This is a genomic window from Vogesella indigofera (genome assembly GCF_028548395.1).
Classification (GTDB): Bacteria; Pseudomonadota; Gammaproteobacteria; order Burkholderiales; family Chromobacteriaceae; genus Vogesella; species Vogesella indigofera_A.
The window spans coordinates 1-22,613 of record NZ_JAQQLA010000014.1; the positions used below are offsets into that span (position 1 = coordinate 1).

The following is a 22,613-nucleotide window of genomic DNA, read 5'->3' on the forward strand; positions in this document are numbered from 1 at the left end:
TGGTCCCACGCCTTCCCATTCCGAACAGGACCGTGAAACGCCTTAGCGCCGATGATAGTGCAGATACCTGTGTGAAAGTAGGACACCGCCAGACGCCCCATAAACAAAGCCCAGCTCAATCGAGCTGGGCTTTGTGCTTTGCGGGCGGGCAATGCCGTTTGCGGCCGCGCGGCAATCTCCCGAACGCACAGCACGGCGGACGACAACAAGCCCGGCCTGACGGCCGGGCTTGGCTTTTGAGAGAGACTGAGGGAGGCTGCGGCCAAGCTTGATGGTGCTCTGAACGCCGCCACCCAGCTCAGCGGTTGAACAGTCCCTTGGCGAGGTCCAGTCCTTGTGCCAGCAGGTTGTCGGCCGGCAGCTCACCACCCGGCGTCAGGCTGTCGATCAGGGTGGGCAGGTGGTCGGCCAGTTGCTGCGACAGCTGGCTGCTGTCCAGCCCCAGTTTGGCGGCGACATCGCCGAGCTGGCTCTGGCCGAGTACCGATTCGATCTGCTCCGGGGTTATGCTGAGGTTGCTGCCGGTGCCGACCCAGGAGTTGACGATTTCACCCAGCCCGCCGCTCTGGAATTTCTCGACCAGGCCGCTGACGCCACCGTTTTGCTCCAGCAGCGTATTGGCGCTGCTTAACCAGTTACTGTCGCCACCATTATCCAGCAAACTGCCAATTTGATTGAACAGGCTCATGATCGACCTTTCTATTTGGGGGAGATTCTGGTTTAAACCATAGCCCGGTTACAGACAATGCTTTTCGTACGGATGTTCCTTTTGTCATGGCCGGCTTGTGGTGTAACGGGCTAAGCCGCTGTTTTTATTTGTGTTGCCGTGGCCGGACGAGGGCGATGGCGTGGACTTTGCGGCGTGGCTGGCGCATACTGCCGCGTTCGCATTTTGGGAGAGTGTCATGCCGATCAATCATTTCGATATGCAGCGCCTGGCTGCAGTCAAGCTGAAAGACGATATTCGCAAGAAGGGATCGCCGGACCGTTTCGGCAAGGATTCCAACAACGGCAAGTCCGCCGGCAAGGGCCATCCGTTGCTGGGGCAGTTGCTGCAGCAGGTGAAGCCGCAGTCGAAGTAAGCTGTTGCGGCCAACGGTGGCCGCAAATAAAAAAGCCGCTATTCCCGAGGAATGGCGGCTTTTTGTTTGGGCGGTGTTCAGACGGCGGTGCTGGCTTCCGGCAGGGAGATGCGGTTGTCCTTGCTGAACTGGTAGTCGTGGAACACGTGTTCGGCGCTGAGGATCTGGTAGCTGCCATCGGCGTTGCGATGGGTGGTGTCCTTCAGGCGGTAGGTGTAGTGGCCACAGGTCCAGCAGTCGAAGTTGCGCATGTGGGTGCACAGGCAGGTCTTGTCCCAGATGCGTACGCGGCGCTCGCCCGGATGGGCGGCGTGTTCGCGGTTATAGGCGTCGATGTACTGGCAATTGCCGGAGGCATCGAGCAGGTAGCCGTAGGCCTCGCAGTTGGGGCGGATGATGTCGCCGATCGCCGGGCTGCTTCTCAGCATGCGCATCGGGTAGCCGGTCGGCGAGATCTGGTTGACCTCGATCTCGTCCTCGCTGGCCTTGAAGTATTCCTGCTGCACCTTCTCCGGCAGGCCGCATTCGCGGGTGACGGTGAAGCGGGTGGCGACTTGCACGGCGGCGGCGCCCATTTCCAGGAAGTTGGTGGCGTCGGTGCCGGTGAAGATGCCGCCGGCGGGAACCAGCGGGATGTCCAGCTTCTGCTCGACCAGCCAGTCGCGGATCTCGGCGACGATGGTGGCCAGGTCGTACTGCGCCCAGTCGAGGCCGAAGCCGAGGTGGCCGCCGGCCAGCGGGCCTTCGATCACGATGTAGTCGGGCAGGCGGTTGGTGCGGGCGCTCTTCTTCAGGAACAGCTGCAGCGCGCGCAGCGACGACACGATGATGCCCAGTTTCACGTCGCGGAAGCGCGGGTGGTCCTCGATCAGGGCAAAGCTGCCCAGATGCAGGCCGGCGGCGAGGGTGATGCCGTCGATGCCGGCGTCCATGGCGGCACGCATGCGGACACGCAGGGTGTCCTTCGGTGCGTTCATGGTCAGCTTTTCCATGCAGTTGATGAACACCATGCCGTCGCCGCGCTTGGCGTCCATGGTGTGGCCAACGTGCAGCCTGGTCGCCTCTTCCAGCAGGCCGAGGTTGAACTGCACCACCGACTTGTCGCTGTTCTCGACGTTGAATTTGTACTGCTTCAGCTTGTCCTTGACGTACTTGGTGTTGAAGCGGCGGTCGGTAACGGTCGGCACCATGGCGTCCGAGATGTGGCCGATGCCGCCAAGGCGGGCAGCTTCCAGCGCCAGCGCGGCGGTGGAAATGTCCACGCCCATGCCACCGGTGATGATGGGGACCAGCTCTTTGTCGCCCAGTTTCAGGCGAAAGTCATCTACGCACTTCATTGCTTTGGTGTCCGTTTCCGTGTTGCCGGGGGCCGCGATTCAGGCCGCAGGTCAGCTTTAGAGTAATTGCTCGCTCAATATCATACCATTTTCGGCCCTGCCCGGTCTCGCCGCGTGTGCTGCTGCCGGGCGGCAGTTCGCGGTGGCCGTCGTGGCGCACAAGGCTGGGACCGCGTGTTGCGGCCAACGTTCAGCCTGCGGCGTGCGGCCCTGGCGGCAGTGTGGCGCCGCTGGATGACACGTTGACGACGTTGCCGGCGCCAGTAATGACAATTGGTAGTGGTTCTGCTTTGCAAGCGGGGATTGCTGGCTATAGTGATACCTGATAATTGCTATTTCTTTGTCATTTATGGGGCGGCCCGTGTTGGTGGTGCTGCGATTGTGTGTTGTGGCGTGTTGAAGAGGCGGGGTTATGGCAGTACTGCTTGGACTGTTGCCAACACTGTTACCCATCCTCGGCCTGTTCGGGCTGTATGTGGCGGTGCTGGCGGTCATCCCCGGCGCGCGGCTGCGCTGGCGCAATGCGGCGCTGGCGCTGATCTTTACCGGCGCCATGCTCTATACCCTGGCCTATCCGTTTGCGGTGGCGCCGGGGGTGAGCCTCGACGCGCGCGGCGCTATCCTCGCGGTTGCCATCCTGTTTGGCGGGCCGTGGGTGGGCGGCATCACCGCACTGGCCGGCTGCTTGTACCGGCTGCAGCTGGGCGGTGCCGGTGCCGTGGCCGGCGTGTTCGGGCTGATGCTGAACCTGCTGGGCACCCTGTGGCTGTTGCGCTACCAGAGCCGCCCCTTGCTGGCGGCGCAGCCGTTTCCGGCGTCGATGCCGCAGGTTGCACACCCGCTGCGCCTCGGCCTGCTGGTCGGTTGCTGGGCCGGGCTGGCCGAGGCGCTGTCGCTGCTGCTGATCCCGCCGTGGCAGCAAGGCTGGCGGCTGTTTGTGGATTCCGGCCTGACACTGACCGGCGTGCAGCTGCTCGGCTTTTTCGTGATGGGCAGCTTGCTGTGGACCTATCACCAGCGCCAGCTACTGGAGCTGGCGTTGCGCCGCGCCGAACTGGACCTGCTGCTGGAGCGGCAGGAACGCGACGAACGTTTCGAGGTCATCTTCGAGCAGGCCGCGGTCGGCATCGCGCTGGTGGCGCCCGACGGCAGCCTGCTCAAGGTCAACGGCAAGCTGTGCGACATCCTCGGCCTCGATCGCGCCGAGCTGGTGGCGCGCACCTTCCAGGCGGTGACCTACCCCGAGGATCTGGATGCCGACCTGGCGCGGGTGGCGCAGCTGCTGGCTGGCGAGATCGACACCTACCAGCTGGAAAAACGCTACCTGCGCGGCGATGGTGCCTTGGTGTGGGCCAACCTGACGGTGTCGCTGGTGCGGCACGGCAATGGCCGGCCGCACTACTTCATCAGCTTTATCGAGGACATCAGCGAGCGCAAGGCCTACCAGCAGCAGATCAGCACGCTGGCGTTCCAGGACGTGCTCACCGAGCTGCCCAACCGGCGCCTGTTCCTCGACCGCCTGCGCTACGCGCTGGTGCGCAGCGAGCGCAGCGGTCTGTACGGCGCGATCCTGCTGCTCGACCTCGACCACTTCAAGACCCTCAACGACACCCAGGGCCACGATGTCGGCGACAGCTTCCTGCAGTGCATCGCGCTGCGCCTGCGCGAGTGCGTGCGCGCCGAGGACACCGTGGCGCGGCTCGGCGGCGACGAGTTCGTGGTGATCCTGGAAGGGCTGGGCAAGGACGAGGCCAGGGCGGCCAGCCGCGCCGAGCAGCTGGCGGAGCAGATCCGGCTGGCGGTGGGGCTGCCGTTTTCCTTCGAGCGCAAGGACAGCCCGCGCGTGTTCCAGACCACGGCCAGTATCGGCATCAGCCTGTTCCATGGCGACCACGCCGCGCTGGACGACCTGCTCAAGCATGCCGACCTCGCGCTGTACGACGCCAAGGCCGCCGGCCGTAACACGCTGTGCTTCTACAATATCGAGATGCAGTACGCGCTGGAGATCCGCGCCGTGATCCAGAACGCGCTGTACCACGCGCAGGAGCTGAACGAGCTGCTGATCTACGCCCAGCCGCAGGTCGACCGCGGCGGCCGCCTGGTCGGTGCCGAGCTGCTGCTGCGCTGGCACCACCCCAAGGTCGGCTGGATCTCGCCGAGCCAGTTCATCCCGCTGGCGGAGGAGACCGGTACCATACTGTCGATCGGACAGTGGGTACTGCGCAGCGCCTGCCAGACGCTGGCGCGCTGGGCCCGACAGCCGCAGCACGCGGCGCTGACGCTGTCGATCAATGTCAGCATCCGCCAGTTCCGCCACGCCGGCTTCGTCGACGAGGTGCGTGCCATTCTCGCGGAAACCGGCGCACCGCCGGCCCGGCTGAAGCTGGAGTTCACCGAGAGCATCGTCATCGACAACGTCGACGACACCGTCCGCAAGATGAACCAGCTGCGCCAGATGGGCATCCGCTTCTCGATGGATGACTTCGGCACCGGCTATTCCTCGTTGTCCTACCTGAAAAAGCTGCCGCTGGACCAGATCAAGATCGACCAGAGCTTCATCCGCGACATGACCAGCGACGCCGACGACGCCGCCATCGTCACCGCCATCCTGTCGATCAGCCGCAGCCTGTCGCTGCAGGTGGTGGCGGAAGGAGTGGAAACCGAGGCGCAGCAGCAGTTCCTCTACGATCACGGCTGCGAGCTGTATCAGGGCTTCCTGTATGGCCGGCCGATGCCGCTGGCGGAGCTGGAGCACTTCCACCAGCACGTGCGCTGACGTTTGGCCGCGGCGCGACCGTGCCATGCCATCCAAGATTTCTTAACGAATTGCCGCTCCCGGTTTTCATGGTTAGCCGTTAATCTGCATGCTACGCAGCGAACTCCTTCTTTTCATGTTCCCCGCGCCCGCGCCGGCCCCGGATTCATTCCGCCTGTGGCCGTCGTGGCGGGCGCGGGCTTAACGGCAGGCATAGTCATGAAGCACAAACCCCTCCTGGCGGCGGCGGTCATCTCGGCGCTGGGCGGCGCCATCTGGTGGCAGCAGGGCGCCAACTCCTCGGCGCCGGCCGACGCTGCACGCGGCAAGCGCGCCACCAGCGTCGAGCTCAGCCCGGTCAGCAGCGCGCCGGCCAGCATCCGTCTCAGCACCAACGGCAATGTCACCGCGCTGGACCGGCTGGAGCTGCGGCCACAGGACAGCGGCGTGATTGCCGCCATCCGCGTGCGCGAAGGACAGCAGGTGGCGGTGGGCGAGGTGCTGGTGCAGCTGGACGCCGCCGCGGAGCGGGCGGAGGTGGCCAAGGCGCGTGCCGCGCTGGCCGCCAACCAGGCGCAGCTGAACATAGCCCGCCGCGAGCTGGTACGCAGCCAGGAGCTGAAGCAGCAGCAGTTCATCTCGCAAAGTGCGCTGGACACGGTGCAGGCGAGGGTGGAGTCGCTGGCGGCCAACCTGGCCGCCGACCGTGCGCAGATCGACGCGGTGCAGGTGCAGCTGGCGCGCAAGACGCTGCGCGCGCCGGTGGCCGGCCAGGTTGGCGCCATCAGCCTGTCGCCGGGGGCGCTGGTGCAGCCGGCTATGGCGACCCCGCTGCTGACCATTACCCGCGTCGCGCCGGTGGCGGTCAGCTTCTACCTGGCGGAACGGCAGCTGCCGGCGGTGCGCCAGGCACAGGCGCAGGCACCGCTGACGGTGTACGCGCTGAACGAGGCGGACGGCAGCTGCCATCAGGGGCAGCTGAGCTTCATCGACAGCGCAGTGGACAGCAGCAACGGCAACGTGCTGCTCAAGGCGCAGTTTGCCAACGTCGGCAAGGCGCTGTGGCCCGGGCAGTTCGTGCGCGTGACGCTGGATGCCGGCCACTACCGCGACGCGGTGGCGCTGCCGGTGGCGGCGCTGATTACCGGCCCCGACGGCCAGTTCACCTATGGCGTGGGCAAGGACAACAAGGTGCGGCGCCTGCCGCTGACGCTGCTGGCGGTACAGGACGAGCTGGCCATCGTGCGCGGCGTGGCCCCCGGCACCGCGGTGATCAGCAGCGGCGGCCAGAATGTGCGCCCCGGGGAGGAGGTGACGGTGGCCAGGGGCAAGCCGCGCGCAGCGCCGTCCGCCGTCCAGCCTGAGATGGCCAGCTGCCCGCTGCCTGCGGCCAACGTTGGCCGCACGGCGGCGGCCTCCGCCGCGGCCAGGGTCGCGCCATGATGAACCTGTCCGAATTGTGCATCCGCCGCCCGGTGATGACGGTGCTGCTGTGCCTGAGCCTGGTGATCGGCGGCCTGCTGGTGCTGGGGCGGCTGCCGATCGCCGCGCTGCCGAGCTTCGACACGCCCACCATCAACGTCTCCGCCAACCTGTCCGGCGCCAGCCCGGAAACCATGGCCTCGTCGGTGGCCACGCCGCTGGAAAAGCAGTTCGCCACCATTCCCGGCATCAATATCATCAGCTCCAGCAGCACCCAGGGCAGCACCTCGATCACGCTGGAATTCGTGTCCGGCCGTGACATCGACGCCGCCGCGGTCGACGTGCAGGCCGCGCTGCTGCGCGCGCAGCGCGGCCTGCCGGCCGAGATGACGCAGCTGCCGTCCTATCGCAAGGTCAACCCCGCCGACGCACCCATCCTGCTGCTGGCGGTGAACTCGCCGTCGCTGGCGCTGACCGCGCTCAACGACTACGCCGAAAACCTGGTGTCGCCGACACTGTCGACGCTGGAGGGCGTAGCGCAGGTGCAGATCTTCGGCCAGAAGCGCTACGCGGTGCGCATCAAGCCGGACCCGCAAAAGCTGGCGGCGCTGGACCTGACGCTGGAAGACATCGCCACCGCGGTGCGTGCGGCCAACGTCAACACGCCGCTGGGCACGCTGGAAGGCCCGGCGCAGATCCTCACTATCCAGAGCAACCGCCAGCTGCGCAACGCCGCCGAATTCGCCGCGCTGGCGATCGCGCAGCGACAGGGCGGCGTGGTGCGCCTGGCCGACGTGGCGACGGTGGAGGACAGCGTGGAAAACCTGAAGACCGGCAGCTGGGTCAACGGCGAACGCTCCATCGTGCTGGCGGTGTTCCGCCAGGCCGACGGCAATACCGTGGCGGTGGTCGACGCCATCCGCGCCGCGCTGCCGAAGCTGGAAGCGCAGCTGCCCGGCTCGGTGCGCATCGCGCCGCTGAGCGACCGCTCGGAGTCGATCCGCGAGGCGGTGCACGACGTCAACCTGACGCTGATGCTGACGGTGGCGCTGGTGGTGATGGTGATCTTCATCTTCCTGCAGCGTGCGGCGGCGACGGCGATCCCGGCGCTGTCGCTGCCGGTGTCCATCATCGGCACGCTGGCACTGATGTTCTTCCTCGGCTTCAGCCTCAACAACATCACGCTGCTGGCGCTGACGCTGGCGGTGGGGCTGGTGGTCGACGACGCGGTGGTGGTGCTGGAGAACATCGTGCGCTACCGCGAGCAGGGGCTGTCGGCGCTGGAGGCGGCGCTGCGCGGCTCGCGCGAGGTGGCGTTCACCATCCTGTCGATCTCGCTGTCGCTGGTGGCGATCTTCATCCCGATCTTCTACATGGAGGGCGTGATCGGGCTGCTGTTCCACGAGTTCGCGGTGGTGGTAACCATGGCGGTACTGGTGTCGGCGCTGGTGTCGCTGACGCTGATCCCGATGCTGGCCGCCCGCTTTCTGCGCGGCGACCAGTCGCACGGCACGCTGCACAATCCGCTGGCGCGCAGCTTCGAGCGAGCCTTCGCCACGGTGCTGGCGGCGTACCAGCGCACGCTGGACGGGGCGCTGCACTGGCGCCGCACCACGCTGCTGGTGGCGCTGCTGACCTTCGCCGGTTCGGCGTGGATGTTCATGGTGATTCCGAAGGGCTTTTTCCCGAACGAGGACAACGGCCAGATCACCATCATCACCGACGCCGGCCAGGACGTGTCCTACCAGCGGCTGGCCGAGCTGCAGCAGCGCGCCAGTGACATCGTGCGCGACAACCGCCACGTCGCCAGCGTCACCTCGTCGCTGAACAGCGGTGGCGGGCGCATGTTCGTGTCGCTGAAGCCGCGCGGCCAACGTCCGGACATGGACCGCGTGGTCGGCGAGCTGCGCCGCGAGCTGGGCCGCGTCACCGGGCTGACCTCGTTCATCAACCCGGTGCAGAGCCTGCGCCTGGGCGGCCGCTCCTCCAAGAGCCGCTACCAGTACGTGCTGCAGAGCGTGGAGTCGGCGGCGCTGTACGAGTGGTCGGACAAGCTGGAACGCGCGATGCGCGCCGAGCCGATGTTCCAGGACGTGACCAGCGACGCCCAGCTCAAGGGGCTGCAGGCGCAGCTGGTGGTCAACCGCGAACAGGCGGCGCAGCTGGGCGTCAGCCTGCAGGCGATCCGCAACACGCTGTACGCCGCCTTCGGCCAGCGCGAGGTGTCCACCATCTACACTCCGTCCGACAGCTACCCGGTGGTGATGCAGTTGGATGAGCGCTACCGCATCAACGAGAACGACCTGACGCGGCTGTCGGTGCGCAGCAGCAACGGCACGCTGGTGCCGTTGTCGGCGCTGGCCAGCGTACAGCGCAGCGTCGGGCCGGTGTCGGTGAACCACCAGGGCCAGCTGCCGGCGGTGACGGTGTCGTTCAACCTCGCCCCCGGCGTGGCGCTGGGCGATGCCGACACCAGGCTGAAGGCGATCGCCGCCGACATCGGCCTGCCGGCCAGCATCTTCACCAGCTACGGCGGCGACGCCGCGGCCTTCGCCCAGTCGCAGGGCAGCCAGACCGTGCTGCTGGCGGTGGCGGTGCTGGTGATCTACGTGCTGCTGGGCGTGCTGTACGAGAGCTACATCCACCCGCTGACCATTCTCGCCGGCCTGCCGTCGGCGGCGATGGGCGCGCTGGGGGCGCTGATGCTGTCCGGGCAGGAGCTGACCATCATCGCCAGCATCGGCATCCTGATGCTGATCGGCATCGTGAAGAAGAACGCGATCATGATGATCGACTTTGCGCTGGCGGCGCAGCGCGAGCAGGGCATGACCCCGTTCGACGCCATCCGCACCGCCTGCCTGCTGCGGCTGCGCCCGATCCTGATGACCACGCTGGCGGCGATGATGGGCGCGCTGCCGATCGCGCTGGGGCTGGGGGCCGGCGCCGAACTGCGCCAGCCGCTGGGGCTGGCGGTGGTCGGCGGGCTGGTGTTCTCGCAGCTGATCACGCTGTACATCACCCCGGTGCTGTACCTGTGGTTTGACCAGCTGGGGTCGCGCCGCGCCGCCGTGCCGCAGGCGGCATAGCGCGTTAGCTGGCCGGTCGGCATCGCGACAGCCCGGGGCTTGCCTGCGGGCTGTCGCTTTTTTTATTTGCAGCCATCATGATTTGATAGTTGTTGCTTTGTTTAACTGCGGCCATTTGCTAGCAAACACATCAACCCTGCTGCCGTCAGGGTTGGCCGCAGCCCGCGCCACGCCGCCTTGATTGCCGCCCCGCAGTGCACACGGCATAATCTATTGATTATCAAACGACAAAAGAGATTTACATGGCAATGCTGGGCCTGCGGGGAAAATCGTTGCTGGCATTATTGCTGGCCTGTCTCATTGCCTTGGTGCCGGCCGCGCTGATCGGCTGGCAGGTGGTGGACAGCATCCGCACCCACTTCGGCGAGGCGTTCGCGCGCAACACCACGCTGCTGCAGCGCGAGAAGATCTTCGCGCCGCTGTCGCGCGAGCTGGCGCTGTCGCTGCGGCTGGCCGATTCCGAGGTCACTCGCCAGTGGTTGCGCGACGAGACCGACGTCGCCAAGCGCGAGCTGTTCTTCCGCGAGGCGGAGGGCTACCGCCGCGATTTCCGCGACCACTCCTACTTCCTGATCAGCAACCGCACCCACGCCTACTACTTCAACGACGGCAAGAACCCGCACACCGAATCCGCACGCTACCTGCTGCGCGCAGACAAGGCCGACGACGGCTGGTACTTCAATACCCTGCGCGATACCGCCACCTTCAACATCAACGTCAACCACGACAGCCAGCTGAAGGTGACCAAGGCGTGGATCAACGTCATCGTGCACGAGGACGGGCAGAAGGTCGGCTTGGCCGGCACCGGGCTGGAGCTGACCACCTTCCTCAACGACTTCATCCGCAGTCGCGAAGCCGGCATCACGCCGATGATCCTCAACCGCCAGGGCGCGATACAGGCGCATCCCGATCCGCGGCTGATCGCGCTCAACTCCGTCTCCGGCAAGGGGCAGGCGGCGCGTGGCGGCCTGCAGCTGGGCGATGCCCAGGAGCAGCAGGCGCTGCGGCTGGCGATGCGGCAGGCCGAATCCCGTCCCGGTGAGGTCGCCATGCTGTGGGCGACGCTGGGCGGCAAGCAGCAGCTGCTGGCGCTGAGCTTCATCCCGGAGCTGGGCTGGCACGTGGTGACCGCGGTGGATCTCAATGCGGCGCGGGTGTTCGACGGCCCGTGGCTGACCCCGGCGCTGATCGCGCTGGCGGTACTGCTGGCGGCGCTGCTGCTCGGCTTTGCCTACGCGGTGGAAAAGCTGGTGTTGCGCCCGATCAGCCAGCTGCGCAAGTCGGCACAGGCGATGGCGGCGGGGCAGTATGAGGTGGCGCTGCCGGCGGAGCGCGACGACGAGATCGGCGAGCTGAGCGCCGCCTTCGGCGTGATGGCGCACAAGGTGCGCAGCCATACCAGCGAGCTGGAACACCGCGTGCGCGAACGCACCCGCGCGCTGGAAGAGGCCAACCGCGAGATGGCGGCGGCGCACAAGAAGATCGACGACTCCATCGACTACGCCAGCCTGATCCAGCGCGCGATGCTGCCCGACCGCCAGCTGGTGCAGGCGCTGGGCGAGAAGCACGCGGTGCTGTGGCGGCCGCGTGACGTGGTCGGCGGCGATTTCTACGTCTATCGGGCCGGCGAGCACACCCTGCTGTTCGGGGTGGTCGATTGCGCCGGGCACGGCGTGCCGGGCGCGCTGATGACGATGCTGGCGCACGCCGCCATCGACCAGGCGATTGTCGACGTCGGCATGGACGATCCGGCCGGCATCCTCACCCGCTGCGACCGCATCCTGCGCGGCATGCTGCGCGAGGAGCGCAGCGGCCACGTGCTGGCCACCAATATGGACGCCGGTTTTGCCTGCGTCGATCTGCAGGCGCGCACGGTGACCTTCGCCGGCGCCAAGATCGCGCTGTACTACAGCGACGGCGACGACGTCGGCGAACTGCCCGGCGCGCGGCGTGCCATTGGTGACAAACGCATCGGCGAGTACCAGAATGCACAGTTGCCGCTGCAAGCCGGGCGCAGCTTCTACATGACCACCGACGGTTTTCTCGACCAGGCCGGTGGCGAGCTGGGCTTCGGCTTTGGCAGCAGCCGTTTCGCCGAGATGATCCGCCGTCACGCGCGTCTGCCGCTGGACGAGCAGGGGCAGGCATTCAGCGCCACGCTGGCCGAGTACCAGGGCCGGCACGCGCAGCGCGACGACATCACCATGCTGTGTTTCCGTTTTGACTGACGCCCAACCAGGGGGAGCTTCCATGGAACCGTTTGACCTGTTCAGCATGCGCGAGAGCTATAACCGCCAGCAGATCATGCTGTGCTTCAATGGCCCGATCTCGCGCAGCCTGATCGAGGAAATTGGCAACGCACTGCGCAACTACCTGGCGGCGGATCACGCGCACCCGTCATCGGCGATGGATGTGTTCGGCGTCTACATCGAGCTGACGCAGAACATCCGCCACTACGCGCAGCAAAAAGGCTGGACCGAGACCGACGCCAGCGCCACCGTGGTGGTGGCGCGCAACGACGCCGGCCACTACGTGGTGTCTGCCGGCAACATCATCGAGCAGGCCGATGGCGAGGCCCTGCTGGCCTGCATCGACGAGCTGGCCGGCCTCGACAAGGCGGCGCTGAAGGCGCGCTACAAGGAGCAGCTGCGCAAGCCGCGCGAGGCCGAGGCCGCCAGCGGCGCCGGGCTGGGGCTGATCGACATCGCCCGCAAGTCCAGCGCACCGCTGCAGGGCAGCCTGCGGCAGTTGACCGATGGCCGCGCCTTTGTCAGCCTGCGCGCCGAGATCTGAACCATTACCGAGCACCCAGAAGATGAGCAACTTCTCCATCCCCGGCAGTCAATCCACTCCCGCCATCGACGGCGACTGGGACCACGGCATCCTGTCGATGCAGGGGGATTCCTATCCGGAAAACTCCTACGAACTGTTCCAGCAGGTGTTCAGCTGGGTCGAGCGCTTCCTGCTGGAAGCCGGTCGCCCGTTGACGCTGGAGCTGCGCCTGTTGTACCTCAATACCAGCAGCATCAAGGCGATGATGGACATCCTCGACCTGCTGGAAGAAGCGCACCACGATGGCAAGCCGGTGGCGGTGAACTGGCGCTATGACCCGCGCAACGAGCGGGTGGCGGAACTGGCCGAAGAGTTCAAGGAAGACTGCACCTTCCCGTTTGCCATTGTCGCGCTGGATTCGGCAGCCAGCGCATCATGAGCCGCGACAACGGTGAGCTGGAAGAGCTGATCAAGCGCCTGCTGGCGGATCCGGACCTGCGCGAGCATCCGCTCAATTTCGCGCTGGGCCAGCTGTGGTTCCAGTACCGCGAGCTGCTCAACCGCATGGAGCGCATCACCCGCATGTCGGACGCCTACCAGAGCATGGCGCGGCAGCGCGAGCTGAGCCTAGCCGAGCGCTTTGACAAGCAGCTGCGCCAGCTGGAAAAGGTGGCGCGCATTTCCGACCGCTACCAGCACATGATGCGCGAGCTGAACATCGCGCTGAAGGAAGCCGCCACCCACGACCCGCTTACCGCACTGGCCAACCGCCGCCCGCTGATCGAGCGGCTGAAGGCGGAGGTGGAGCGCAGCGAACGCCTCGGCCACACCTTCTGCGTCGCCATGCTCGACATCGACCGCTTCAAGCGCATCAATGACCGCCACGGCCACGATGTCGGCGACACCGTGCTGATCGAGACGGCGCGGGTGATGGAGGCGGAGGTGCGCGAGTACGACCTGTGCGGCCGCTGGGGCGGCGAGGAGTTCCTGATCATCCTGCCGGAGTCGACACTGGCGCTGGCCGACGATATCGTCCGCCGCGTGCGCGGCAGCATCGGCCAGCTGAAGGTGCGCGTCAGTGACGAGGTGCTGTCGATCACGGTCAGCGCCGGGCTGGCGCAGTACGCCGGCGACGGCGAGAGTTATTCCGACCTGCTCAACCGTGCCGATGCCGCGCTGCTGCAGGCCAAGCGCGACGGGCGCGACAGCCAGCAACTGGCAGTCTGAGCCGCCCGCCGGCGAGCGGTTTCCCCTGCGGCGTTGCCGCCACGCCTTTTCCCTCGTTTTCCTTTCACGCCACGCCGTGCGCCAGCATCAGCCGGTGTCGGTGCCCGTTTCGGCAAACTCTGCCAGCGCCCAATCGCGGAACGCGATCACGCTCGGCAGGTCGGCCAGCTCCTGCGGGTAGATCAGGTAGTAGGCCCACTCGGTCTGCAGCGCGATGTCGGACAGCGCGATCAGACTGCCGTTGGCCAGTTCCTCGCCGATCATGCTCTCGTCGGCGAGGGTGATGCCCATGCCGCGCAGGGTGGCGGTGATCGCCAGATCCAGTGTGTCGAAGGTGTAGGCGTCGAGATTGCCGCTGACCGGCACCCCGGCCAGCGCAAACCAGTGATGCCAGAAGTTGTCGTCGTGCGACGGGTGCAGCAGCGGGTAGTCGCGGAACGCTGCCGGCGCCGGTGGGGCGGCATCACCGAGCAGTGCCGGTGCCGCTACGGGGATGAAGCGCGCCGGGCGCAGGCGGTGGTAGACCAGCCCCGGTTCCTTGGTCAGGCTGGCCTGGAACGAGATGTCGTACTCGCGGCTCTTGAAGTTGGGGTCAAAGCCGGTGATCGAGATCATGCTGACGATCAGCTCCGGGTGGCGGGCGCGGAAACCGGCCAGCTTGGGCAGTACCCAGCGCGCGGCGATCGACGGACTGGTCTTGATGCGCAGCTCGCGGCTGCGGCGGTTGATGGCGTCGCTGGCCGCCTCGATGCGGTGGAAGGCGTCGCGCACCGCCGGCAGCAGCGCCATGCCCTCCGGTGTCAGCGCCAGTCCGCGCGCCTGGCGCACGAACAGCTGCAGCCCGTAGTGCGCTTCCAGCGACTGGATGTGGCGGCTGACCGCGCCCTGGGTCAGGTGCAGGGTGTCGCCGGCCCGGGTGAACGACAGCTGTTCGGCGGCCACCAGGAACACGCGCAGCGCGTTGAGGGGAGGGAGTTTCATCTACGGATTCGCCATGAGTTTTATGCATGGTAAACATGCGTATTAATGCTTTGTCAACCATGGGCCTTGCCCGTATTCTCTAGCGCGCTGCCGATAAAGATGAATGACTTAGCGCACTGTGCGGCGCTGATTATCGGGGTGCCTTATTTTTGAGCAATGCAATATTCTCATGCGCTGCTCCAGCGCAAGATTGTTTTTGTTCTGACGGATTTTTTGGCATGACCCGCTTGCGGCGGGTGGCCAGACGAATGAAGGGTGCGCTTGCGGCGTGGCCGCAAGCGCATCATGAGGAACCTGCCCTGTCCGACAGGTGTGTGGTAGGCGTGATGCCGCAGCAACGAATGGGTCGTGCTGCGGCGGATCACCACGGTGTCCGGCGTCGCCGGGTACTGGCTGTATCGCCCTGTTTGTCAGGGTTTGCTCTGTCTCACGGTGTCCCGCCGGATCATGATCCGGCGGGGTTTTTTTTTGCCTTGCGGCCAAGGTTGGCCGCAACGGCATGTCCGCTTAGATCTCCGCCCACATCCGCAGCAGGTTGTGATACAGCGCGGTCAGGTTCACCACTTCCTCGCTGTCCCCCACCTGCTGGCGCAGCGCGATGATCGCCATGTCCATGTCGAACAGCATCGCGCGCTTGGCGTCATCGCGGATCATGCTCTGCGTCCACATAAACGAGGCCAGCCGCGCGCCGGCGGTGACCGGCTCCACCCGGTGCAGGCTGGTGGACGGGTACAGGATCATGTCGCCGGCCGGCAGCTTGACGCTGTGCAGGCCGTAGGTGTCTTCCGCCACCAGCTCGCCGCCCTGGTACTCGTCCGGATTGCTGAAAAACAGCGTGCACGACACGTCAGTGCGCACGTACTGGCCGGAGAGCGGGTCGCTGCGGATGGCGTTGTCGACGTGGTTGCCGTAGGTCATGCCGCCCTGGTAGCAGTTGAACATCGGGGTCATGGTGAGCTTGGGCAGCGCCGCCGACATGAACAGCGCATTGCGTGCCAGCGCGCGCTGCACCAGCGCCGCCAGTTCTCGCGCGGGCTCGCCCTGTGGCGGCAGTTGCAGATTGTGTTTGACGTCGAGCGCCTGGTGACCGGCGGTGGCGCGGCCGTCCTGCCACTGGGCATTGGCCAGCAGCATGCGGGCGTGGGACAGCTCTTCGACGGTGAGGACTTCGGGGATGTGCAGCAGCATGAAGGTTTCCTGATCAAAACGGGGTTGGCAGACGCAGGGGACGGGGTGGCGCATCCTGCCAGCGTTTTGGCGAGCGTTCTGCCGCGCTCGCCAAAACGGCCTTGCGGCCAACCTGTGTACGACAAGGTTGGCCGCAAGGCGCGCGGGCTTAGTACTTGTAGCCCACGGTCAGCTGTACTTCACGCGGCGATGCGGCGGAGGCATGGCCGCCGTACAGTGCGTCGTAGTACTTCTTGTTGGTGAGGTTGTTGACGTTGAGGCGCACATTGTACTTGCGCTCCTCGTACGACAGCATCGCGTCGGCACGGGTGTAGCTCGGGGCGAAGCGGGTTCTGGACTGGTCGCTGCTGCCGTCAGCCACGTAGCGCTTGCCGGTGTAGTACAGGCCGACGCCGGCGGTCACCTTGTCGGTGACCTTGTAGGTGGTCCAGATGTTGGCGGTCTTCTTCGGAGTGTATTTCGGCACCGCACCCTTGTTGGCGTCGGTCGGCGCGTTGCTGGCCCAGCCCTGGTCGATCTTCGGATCCATCAGCGTGGCGCCGGCAAACACTTCCCACTTCTCGTTCAGGCGGCCGGCCACTTCCACTTCGACGCCGTCGGTGTGGCGCTTGGCGTAGAGGATGGCGACATCCGGCGACAGTGCGTCGGTGTTGCGTTCGTTCAGCTTCTCGGTGCGAAACACGGCGGCGCGCAGGGTGGCGTCACCGTCGGCCAGATCCCACTTGGCGCCGATTTCATAGTGCTTGTTGCGCTCCGGTTGCTGCTTGTCGGTGGTCAGGCCGGCCGACAGGTCGAACTGGTAGGCCTCGCCGGACGGGTTCATCAGGCTGCTGTAGCCGAGGTAGTAGCTGGATTCCTTGGTCGGCTGCCAGATCAGGCCGGTACGGTAGCTGAGACCACGATCGTCACGCTTGCTGCTGCCGGTTTGCACGCCGGTGGTGGTGTTGTAAGTCTTGTAGGTGCCTTCCAGCTGGTCCATGCGTAGGCCGGCCATCACCTTCCACTGCTGGTTCAGTGCCATGGTGTCGGTGACGTAGGCAGCCAGGTTGCGGGTCACGAAGTCGTTGGAGCGGTGGCGGGTGTAGCCGCCGGTGTAGAAGCCTTCCGGATCACCGACGCTGCCGACCACGTTCGGTACCGCGGTCGTGGCACGGATGCTGTACGCGTTCTGCGTTTCGCGGGTGAATTCCACGCCGGCCAGCAGTTCGTGACTGAGGCTGCCGGTGTCGAACTTGCCGTTGTAGTCGACGCTCAGCGACTGGGTCTCGTTCAGCGAGCCGCGCAGCTTGCCGCTGTAGCCAAGCTGGGTGGCATCGGTGACCGGGGTGCCGGCCGGCGAGTTGCGCAGCTGTGGCTGCGACACGATCACCTGGCGGTCATAGCGGCCGACGCGCAGCTGGGCGGCGATCTCGTTCTTGCTGTCCAGTTTGTGGGTGGCGCGCACGGTGCTGATGTCGGCGGTGATGTCTTCGCTGTTCATGCCCTGCAGGCCGTAGTAGCGGTCCACCGGCACGTCGATCGGCTGCAGCGTGTTGGGATCGAACGGCACGCCCAGCATCGGGGTGTTGTTTTCCTTCAGCTGCATGTGCGACAGCACCACCGTGGTCGGTTCGCCGAGGCCGAAGGCGATCGACGGTGCGATGCCGTGACGCTTGGATTCGCTGATGCCGTCCGGGCTGCCATCATTGGTGGCCATCACGTTCAGGCGGATGGCGGCGGTATCGGACAGCGCCTGGTTGATGTCGGCGGTGCCGCGATAGAAGTCGTTGGTGCCGATGGTGGTGGACAGTTCCACCTGCTCGCCGGCAAACGGGGTTTTGCTGACCTGGTTGATCACGCCGCCGGTGGAACCGCGGCCGAACAGCATCGAGCTGGCGCCCTTCAGCACCTCGATGCGCTCGTCGTTGAACGGGTCGCGGTTGTACTGTGCCACGTCGCGCTGGCCGTCGCGGTAGGTATCGCCAAAGGCGGAGAAGCCGCGCAGGATGATGGAGTCGCCGGAGCGGCCGCCCTCACCGGCGACGAAGGTGATGCCGGACACGTTCTTCAGCACGTCCTTCATATTGATGTCGCCCTGGTCGGCGATCAGCTGGCGGGTGACCACCGATACCGCCTGCGGTATATCCTTCAGTGCCTGCTTCTGCTTGCCCAGCGTGGTGGTGGCGGCGTTGTAGCTGCCACGCGGCGCCTGTTCCGCCTGGACCTTGATGGTTTCCAGCTGCGCGGTATCGCTGCTCTTGGCATCGTCGGCTAGCGCCAGGCCCGGTGCCAGGCTGACGGCCAGCACGCTGGCGAGCATTTTGTTCGGTCGTTTTTTCTGCGCGATGGCGGCAGAGGGGGTGAGATGCCGTTTCATTATTGTGGTGGTCCGTGTGCAAGGTTGAAGACAACACGCGTCCCGCACCACGGCCGGCGGGCCGTGGCGTCAGGGGTGGTACGCGTGGGGAAAATCAGTGAGCTGAAAATCAGTCGGCTTCGGTGACGAAGCCGATACGGCTGACGCCGGCGCTTTGCGCATCGGCGAGGGTGATGGCGACCAATTCGTAGCGCACCGTCTTGTCGGCGCGCAGGTGCAGCTCGACTTCAGGGTTGGCCGCAGCGGCCTCGGCAAAGCGGCTGCGCAACACGCCGGACTCCACCGGTGCGTCGTTCCAGAACATCTTGCCCTCGGCGTTGATCACCAGCCGGATCGCCTGCGGCTTGTCCTGGTGTTGCGCGGCACTGGCCTGCGGCAAGTCCAGCTTCACCGCATTGGTCAGCAGCGGCGCGGTGATGATGAACACCACCAGCAGTACCAGCATCACGTCGACCAGCGGCGTGGTGTTGATCTCGGCCATCGGCGCGTCGGCGCCCTTGTCAAAACTACCGAACGCCATCTTCACCTCCGCGGGTCAGCAGCTGCGCGTGCAGGTCGTGGGTGAAGTGGTCCAGGTCCTGGTTGATGACGCGGTTCAGGCGCACGAAGGTGTTGTAGGCCATCACCGCCGGGATGGCGGCGGCCAGGCCGGCGGCGGTCGCCACCAGTGCCTCGCCGATCGGACCGGCGACGGTGGCGATCGACACCTGACCCTGGGTACCGATGTTGACCAGCGCGTGATAGATGCCCCACACCGTGCCGAACAGGCCGATGAACGGTGCGGTGGAGCCGATGGTGGCGAGGAAGGTCATGCCGCCTTCCAGCTGCTGCTGTTCCTGCGCCAGGCGCTTGCGCAGCGCGCGGGTCAGGTATTCGTCGAGGCTGCAGCTCTGGCCCAGCGAGCTGGTGCTGTGCTGGCGGTACTGGCGCAGTGCGCCGAGGCCGTCCTGGGTCAGGCGCGCCACCGGTGCCTCGCTGTGCTGCAGTGCGGTTTCCACTTCCGTCCACGACGCGGCTGCCCACAGCGTGGCTTCCGAGGCGCGGTTGTCGCGCCGTACCTGCCACGCGCGCCAGCCGCGCAGCGCGATGAAGTACCAGGTGAGGATCGACATCGCGATCAGGATCAGGAATACCGACACCAGAATGGCGTCGCCCTGTTGGAAAGTCAGCATCAGGTTCATGGTTTAGGCTTTGCTCAGATCAAATTCAATAAAAAAGCTGTGGGGGTACTGTATTGGAACGTTACCGCGCGTCGCCGGGCGGAAGCGCCAGTTGCGCACCGCCTGCAGCGCGGCGCGGTCGAGGCGCGGGAAGCCGCTGGAACTGGAAAGGCTGACATCAATGGCGCGTCCTTCGGTAGTGACGACCACGCGCAAACCGACGCGACCGGATTCGCCCAGCTCGATCGACAGCGGCGGATACACCGGGCGTGGATTGTCCAGATGTCCGCCTGCATGGGTCGGCGGCACTACCGGTGCCGGTGGGACCGGTGGTGAGGTTTCGCTATGACTGGTGGCAGGGCTGGCTACCGCGGTCTCTGCGACGGCCGGAGCCTTGCTGGTGACGGCCTCGGCGCGGGTGTCGGTGGTGATCGCCTTTGGCGACGGCTTGACGGGCGCCGGTAGCGGCCGCGGTGCCGGCGCCGCCTTGCGCGGCTTGGCGGTCGCGGTTTTGGCCGGTGCGGGCGGCAGCGGTCGGACGTCCGGGGCCGGCGTCGGAATGGTCACCATCTCCATTGGCAGCGGCTGTGGCGGCTGCGCTGGTGGCGCGGCGTGGCTCATCGACAGCAGCAAGCCGACGTGGCCGGCGGTGATGGCGGCCAGCATGGTGTAGCGTGAAAACGAGGATTCCATTGCAAATCATCTTGATAGTAATTCCTATTTATATTATCGATGACGTGGCAACGGGTCAACTTCGGCGTGGCAATGGAGATGGTTTGGCGCTGGTGGCGGGCGGGGCTTGGCGCTTGATTAATGCGCCGCTGGCTACATATTGAAAAGGACGATCGACATCCCGTGGTCGCATTTTCAGTGGGGCAGTGAATGCAGCAGTTTGACGGAACTACCATCGTATCGGTGCGCCGTGGCCAGCGCGTGGCGCTGGGCGGCGACGGCCAGGTAACCCTCGGCAATATCGTGATCAAGTCCACCGCGCGCAAGGTGCGCCGCCTGTATCACGACAAAGTGCTGGCCGGCTTCGCCGGTGGCACTGCCGACGCCTTCACCCTGTTCGAACGCTTCGAGGCCAAGCTGGAAAAACACCAGGGCCATCTGGTGCGCTCGGCGGTGGAGCTGGCCAAGGATTGGCGCACCGACCGCATGTTGCGCCGGCTGGAGGCGATGCTGATCGTCGCCGACAGCGAATCGACGCTGATCATCACCGGCAACGGCGACGTGCTGGAGCCGGAGCAGGGCATCGCCGCCATCGGTTCCGGCGGTGCCTTCGCCCAGTCCGCGGCGCGGGCACTATTCGAGAACACCGATCTCGATCCGGAAGTGGTGGTCAAGAAATCGCTGGAGATCGCCGGCGACATCTGCATCTATACCAATCACAACCACCTGATCGAAACCCTGGGCTGAGTTGCGGCCAACCTTTACTGCGGATATCTCCATGACCACCATGACGCCACAGGAAATCGTCCACGAGCTGGACAAGCACATCATCGGCCAGCAGGCCGCCAAGCGCGCCGTCGCCATCGCCCTGCGCAACCGCTGGCGCCGCCAGCAGGTGGCCGAGCCGCTGAAGAGTGAGATCACCCCCAAGAACATCCTGATGATCGGGCCGACCGGGGTCGGCAAGACCGAGATTGCCCGCCGCCTGGCGCGGCTGTCCAACGCACCGTTCATCAAAGTGGAAGCCACCAAGTTCACCGAGGTCGGTTACGTTGGCCGCGACGTCGACACCATCATCCGTGACCTGGTGGAAGTGGCGCTGAAGGAAGCGCGCGATGCCGCCATCGTGCGCCACCGCCACCGCGCCGAAGACGGCGCCGAAGAGCGTATCCTCGACGTGCTGCTGCCACGGCCGCGTCCGGCCGCCGGCTTCTTTACCGAAGAGACCGCCGCCGACAAACCGGAAGACGGCGCCACCCGCCAGAAATTCCGCAAGAAGCTGCGCGAAGGCGCGCTCGACGACAAGGAAATCGAGATCGAGCTGGCCGAGGCGCCGGCCCGGATGGAGATCTTGAGCCCGCCGGGGATGGAGGATTTCTCCAGCCAGCTGCAGGGCCTGTTCCAGGGCCTCAATGCCGGCAAGAAGAAGACGCGCAAGCTGACCATCGCCGAAGCCTACAAGCTGCTGATCGACGAAGAGGCGGCCAAGCTGGTCAACGACGAGGAGATCAAGGCCGAGGCGCTGCGCAATGTGGAGCAGAACGGCATCGTGTTCCTCGACGAGATCGACAAGGTCACCAGCCGCGCCGAAGGCAACAACGCCGACATCTCGCGCGCCGGGGTACAGCGCGACCTGCTGCCGCTGGTGGAGGGCACCACCGTCACCACCAAGTACGGCATGATCAAGACCGACCACATCCTGTTCGTCGCCTCCGGCGCTTTCCATCTGTCGAAGCCGTCGGACCTGATTCCGGAGCTGCAGGGCCGCTTCCCTATCCGCGTCGAGTTGGACTCGCTGTCGGTCGACGACTTCAAGGCCATCCTCACCAACACCGACGCCTGCCTCACCCGCCAGTACCAGGCGCTGCTGGCCACCGAAGGCATCGAGCTGGTGTTTGCCGACAGCGGCATCCAGCGGCTGGCCGAGATCGCGTGGCAGGTGAACGAGAAAACCGAGAACATCGGCGCTCGTCGTCTCTATACAGTGATGGAGAAGCTGCTGGAGAGCATCGCCTTTGATGGCAAGGCCGGCCGCTTCGAGCTGGATGCCGGCTACGTCGACAGCAAGCTCGACCTGCTGGCGCAGCGCGAGGACCTGGCGCGCTACGTACTGTAAGCCCAAGGTTGGCCGCAAGGCATTGCGGCCAACCTTTTCCGAGTCAGCGGCCGCCGTCAGGCGGCCGTTAACGTTTCAAAAGCGGGTAAATATAAAAATCGGGCGTAAAAAGGCGGTATTTGAATATTTAGCAGGCGGGGCCGGGGGCTGACGGGCGGGTTGGCGGCGGGTTTTGCGGTAGCCTGCAAAATAGTTTAATCGGGTAATTGTTTGTAAATCAGTGGCTTGGTCTGCTTTTTTGTCAAAACACGTACTTTTCTGCAAAAAACCTGTTGACGCTGCCTCTGCGCTTAGCTATAGTTCGTCTCCTCAGCTGCAGACGCAAACGAAACAAGCGACGCAGCACTGCTCTTTAACAGAACGAATAACCGATAGGTGTAAGTGTCTGGCCAAGCCAAATACTTGCACTGCAATGATTCTTAGGAACGATGTTTCTTTGAACTTGCGTGCCAAAAAATT

Annotated in this window: 18 protein-coding genes and 1 rRNA gene; 11 read left to right on the forward strand and 8 right to left on the reverse strand. The window is 65.4% G+C overall.

The annotated features are described in order from the left end of the window. Window positions 1-94, forward strand: a 5S ribosomal RNA gene (gene rrf, locus PQU89_RS17205); the annotation flags it as partial. A 204-nt stretch (window positions 95-298) separates the two neighbouring features. Here rrf and PQU89_RS16930 read toward each other — a convergent pair. Then, the gene (locus PQU89_RS16930) at window positions 299-688 is read right to left on the reverse strand and encodes a YidB family protein (RefSeq protein ID WP_272766802.1); all 390 of its coding nucleotides are present in this window, start codon (window positions 686-688) and stop codon (window positions 299-301) included. Between the two features lie 217 nt (window positions 689-905). On the opposite strand from PQU89_RS16930, the gene PQU89_RS16935 reads away from it, so the two are divergent. After that, a complete protein-coding gene (locus PQU89_RS16935) occupies window positions 906-1,082 on the forward strand; it encodes a hypothetical protein (protein ID WP_156168065.1) in 177 nt (58 codons plus the stop codon). Window positions 1,083-1,159: 77 nt separating this feature from the next. Here PQU89_RS16935 and PQU89_RS16940 read toward each other — a convergent pair whose 3' ends face one another. Further along, entirely contained in the window at window positions 1,160-2,419 is a 1,260-nt protein-coding gene (locus PQU89_RS16940) for a nitronate monooxygenase (protein ID WP_272766803.1), read from the reverse strand. A gap of 412 nt (window positions 2,420-2,831) precedes the next feature. Between PQU89_RS16940 and PQU89_RS16945 the strand changes: the two genes are divergently transcribed. The 7 genes from PQU89_RS16945 to siaD all read left to right on the forward strand — a co-directional run bounded on the left by PQU89_RS16945 (window position 2,832) and on the right by siaD (window position 13,681). Then, window positions 2,832-5,195, forward strand: coding sequence for a putative bifunctional diguanylate cyclase/phosphodiesterase (locus tag PQU89_RS16945; protein ID WP_272766804.1), 2,364 nt, complete (start codon window positions 2,832-2,834; stop codon window positions 5,193-5,195). A 198-nt stretch (window positions 5,196-5,393) separates the two neighbouring features. Further along, window positions 5,394-6,617 (forward strand): efflux RND transporter periplasmic adaptor subunit, encoded by a 1,224-nt coding sequence (locus PQU89_RS16950; protein ID WP_272766805.1) that lies wholly within the window; start codon window positions 5,394-5,396, stop codon window positions 6,615-6,617. Next, window positions 6,614-9,682: an efflux RND transporter permease subunit gene (locus tag PQU89_RS16955; protein WP_272766806.1), complete on the forward strand. Its 3,069-nt coding sequence runs from the start codon at window positions 6,614-6,616 to the stop codon at window positions 9,680-9,682. The genes PQU89_RS16950 and PQU89_RS16955 overlap by 4 nt, the downstream gene beginning before the upstream one ends. A 242-nt stretch (window positions 9,683-9,924) precedes the next feature. Then, window positions 9,925-11,910, forward strand: coding sequence for a biofilm regulation protein phosphatase SiaA (gene siaA, locus PQU89_RS16960; protein ID WP_272766807.1), 1,986 nt, complete (start codon window positions 9,925-9,927; stop codon window positions 11,908-11,910). 22 nt (window positions 11,911-11,932) lie between these two features. After that, on the forward strand, window positions 11,933-12,475 hold the full coding sequence (gene siaB, locus PQU89_RS16965) for a biofilm regulation protein kinase SiaB (RefSeq protein WP_047968326.1): 543 nt from the start codon (window positions 11,933-11,935) through the stop codon (window positions 12,473-12,475). Window positions 12,476-12,497: 22 nt separating this feature from the next. Then, window positions 12,498-12,893, forward strand: a complete 396-nt coding sequence (gene siaC / locus PQU89_RS16970; RefSeq protein WP_272759023.1) for a biofilm regulation phosphoprotein SiaC — start codon at window positions 12,498-12,500, stop codon at window positions 12,891-12,893. Continuing rightward, window positions 12,890-13,681 carry a biofilm regulation diguanylate cyclase SiaD gene (gene siaD / locus PQU89_RS16975; protein ID WP_272766808.1) on the forward strand — a complete coding sequence of 264 codons (792 nt, stop codon included), beginning with the start codon at window positions 12,890-12,892 and terminating at the stop codon, window positions 13,679-13,681. The genes siaC and siaD overlap by 4 nt, the downstream gene beginning before the upstream one ends. Window positions 13,682-13,768: 87 nt before the next feature. On the opposite strand, the gene PQU89_RS16980 is transcribed toward siaD, so the two are convergent. From PQU89_RS16980 to PQU89_RS17005, 6 genes are all read right to left on the reverse strand, one after another. Continuing rightward, window positions 13,769-14,662 carry a LysR substrate-binding domain-containing protein gene (locus PQU89_RS16980; protein ID WP_272766809.1) on the reverse strand — a complete coding sequence of 298 codons (894 nt, stop codon included), beginning with the start codon at window positions 14,660-14,662 and terminating at the stop codon, window positions 13,769-13,771. 507 nt (window positions 14,663-15,169) lie between these two features. Then, the gene (locus PQU89_RS16985) at window positions 15,170-15,850 is read right to left on the reverse strand and encodes a Fe2+-dependent dioxygenase (RefSeq protein ID WP_272759026.1); all 681 of its coding nucleotides are present in this window, start codon (window positions 15,848-15,850) and stop codon (window positions 15,170-15,172) included. A 148-nt stretch (window positions 15,851-15,998) separates the two neighbouring features. Beyond that, entirely contained in the window at window positions 15,999-18,206 is a 2,208-nt protein-coding gene (locus PQU89_RS16990; protein ID WP_272766810.1) for a TonB-dependent receptor, read from the reverse strand. Window positions 18,207-18,315: 109 nt separating this feature from the next. Further along, window positions 18,316-18,726, reverse strand: a complete 411-nt coding sequence (locus PQU89_RS16995; protein WP_272766811.1) for an ExbD/TolR family protein — start codon at window positions 18,724-18,726, stop codon at window positions 18,316-18,318. Continuing rightward, window positions 18,713-19,378 carry a MotA/TolQ/ExbB proton channel family protein gene (locus PQU89_RS17000; RefSeq protein WP_308446561.1) on the reverse strand — a complete coding sequence of 222 codons (666 nt, stop codon included), beginning with the start codon at window positions 19,376-19,378 and terminating at the stop codon, window positions 18,713-18,715. The genes PQU89_RS16995 and PQU89_RS17000 overlap by 14 nt, the downstream gene beginning before the upstream one ends. A 12-nt stretch (window positions 19,379-19,390) precedes the next feature. Continuing rightward, a complete protein-coding gene (locus tag PQU89_RS17005; RefSeq protein WP_272766812.1) occupies window positions 19,391-20,059 on the reverse strand; it encodes an energy transducer TonB in 669 nt (222 codons plus the stop codon). A 189-nt stretch (window positions 20,060-20,248) separates the two neighbouring features. On the opposite strand from PQU89_RS17005, the gene hslV reads away from it, so the two are divergent. Then, entirely contained in the window at window positions 20,249-20,785 is a 537-nt protein-coding gene (gene hslV / locus PQU89_RS17010) for an ATP-dependent protease subunit HslV (protein WP_047968318.1), read from the forward strand. A 31-nt stretch (window positions 20,786-20,816) separates the two neighbouring features. Beyond that, window positions 20,817-22,154, forward strand: coding sequence for an ATP-dependent protease ATPase subunit HslU (gene hslU / locus PQU89_RS17015; protein ID WP_272766813.1), 1,338 nt, complete (start codon window positions 20,817-20,819; stop codon window positions 22,152-22,154). Window positions 22,155-22,613: the final 459 nt, after the last annotated feature.

What these genes read in the sequence shown, in the direction of transcription:
- PQU89_RS17000 (WP_308446561.1), bottom strand. Translation starts at nt 19,378, where the DNA reads ATGCTGACTTTCCAACAGGGCGACGCCATTCTGGTGTCGGTATTCCTG.
- PQU89_RS16950 (WP_272766805.1), top strand. Translation starts at nt 5,394, where the DNA reads ATGAAGCACAAACCCCTCCTGGCGGCGGCGGTCATCTCGGCGCTGGGC.
- siaD (WP_272766808.1), top strand. Translation starts at nt 12,890, where the DNA reads ATGAGCCGCGACAACGGTGAGCTGGAAGAGCTGATCAAGCGCCTGCTG.
- siaC (WP_272759023.1), top strand. Translation starts at nt 12,498, where the DNA reads ATGAGCAACTTCTCCATCCCCGGCAGTCAATCCACTCCCGCCATCGAC.
- PQU89_RS16945 (WP_272766804.1), top strand. Translation starts at nt 2,832, where the DNA reads ATGGCAGTACTGCTTGGACTGTTGCCAACACTGTTACCCATCCTCGGC.
- siaA (WP_272766807.1), top strand. Translation starts at nt 9,925, where the DNA reads ATGGCAATGCTGGGCCTGCGGGGAAAATCGTTGCTGGCATTATTGCTG.
- hslV (WP_047968318.1), top strand. Translation starts at nt 20,249, where the DNA reads ATGCAGCAGTTTGACGGAACTACCATCGTATCGGTGCGCCGTGGCCAG.
- PQU89_RS17005 (WP_272766812.1), bottom strand. Translation starts at nt 20,059, where the DNA reads ATGGAATCCTCGTTTTCACGCTACACCATGCTGGCCGCCATCACCGCC.
- PQU89_RS16990 (WP_272766810.1), bottom strand. Translation starts at nt 18,206, where the DNA reads ATGAAACGGCATCTCACCCCCTCTGCCGCCATCGCGCAGAAAAAACGA.
- PQU89_RS16985 (WP_272759026.1), bottom strand. Translation starts at nt 15,850, where the DNA reads ATGCTGCTGCACATCCCCGAAGTCCTCACCGTCGAAGAGCTGTCCCAC.
- siaB (WP_047968326.1), top strand. Translation starts at nt 11,933, where the DNA reads ATGGAACCGTTTGACCTGTTCAGCATGCGCGAGAGCTATAACCGCCAG.
- PQU89_RS16995 (WP_272766811.1), bottom strand. Translation starts at nt 18,726, where the DNA reads ATGGCGTTCGGTAGTTTTGACAAGGGCGCCGACGCGCCGATGGCCGAG.
- hslU (WP_272766813.1), top strand. Translation starts at nt 20,817, where the DNA reads ATGACCACCATGACGCCACAGGAAATCGTCCACGAGCTGGACAAGCAC.
- PQU89_RS16980 (WP_272766809.1), bottom strand. Translation starts at nt 14,662, where the DNA reads ATGAAACTCCCTCCCCTCAACGCGCTGCGCGTGTTCCTGGTGGCCGCC.
- PQU89_RS16955 (WP_272766806.1), top strand. Translation starts at nt 6,614, where the DNA reads ATGATGAACCTGTCCGAATTGTGCATCCGCCGCCCGGTGATGACGGTG.
- PQU89_RS16940 (WP_272766803.1), bottom strand. Translation starts at nt 2,419, where the DNA reads ATGAAGTGCGTAGATGACTTTCGCCTGAAACTGGGCGACAAAGAGCTG.
- PQU89_RS16930 (WP_272766802.1), bottom strand. Translation starts at nt 688, where the DNA reads ATGAGCCTGTTCAATCAAATTGGCAGTTTGCTGGATAATGGTGGCGAC.
- PQU89_RS16935 (WP_156168065.1), top strand. Translation starts at nt 906, where the DNA reads ATGCCGATCAATCATTTCGATATGCAGCGCCTGGCTGCAGTCAAGCTG.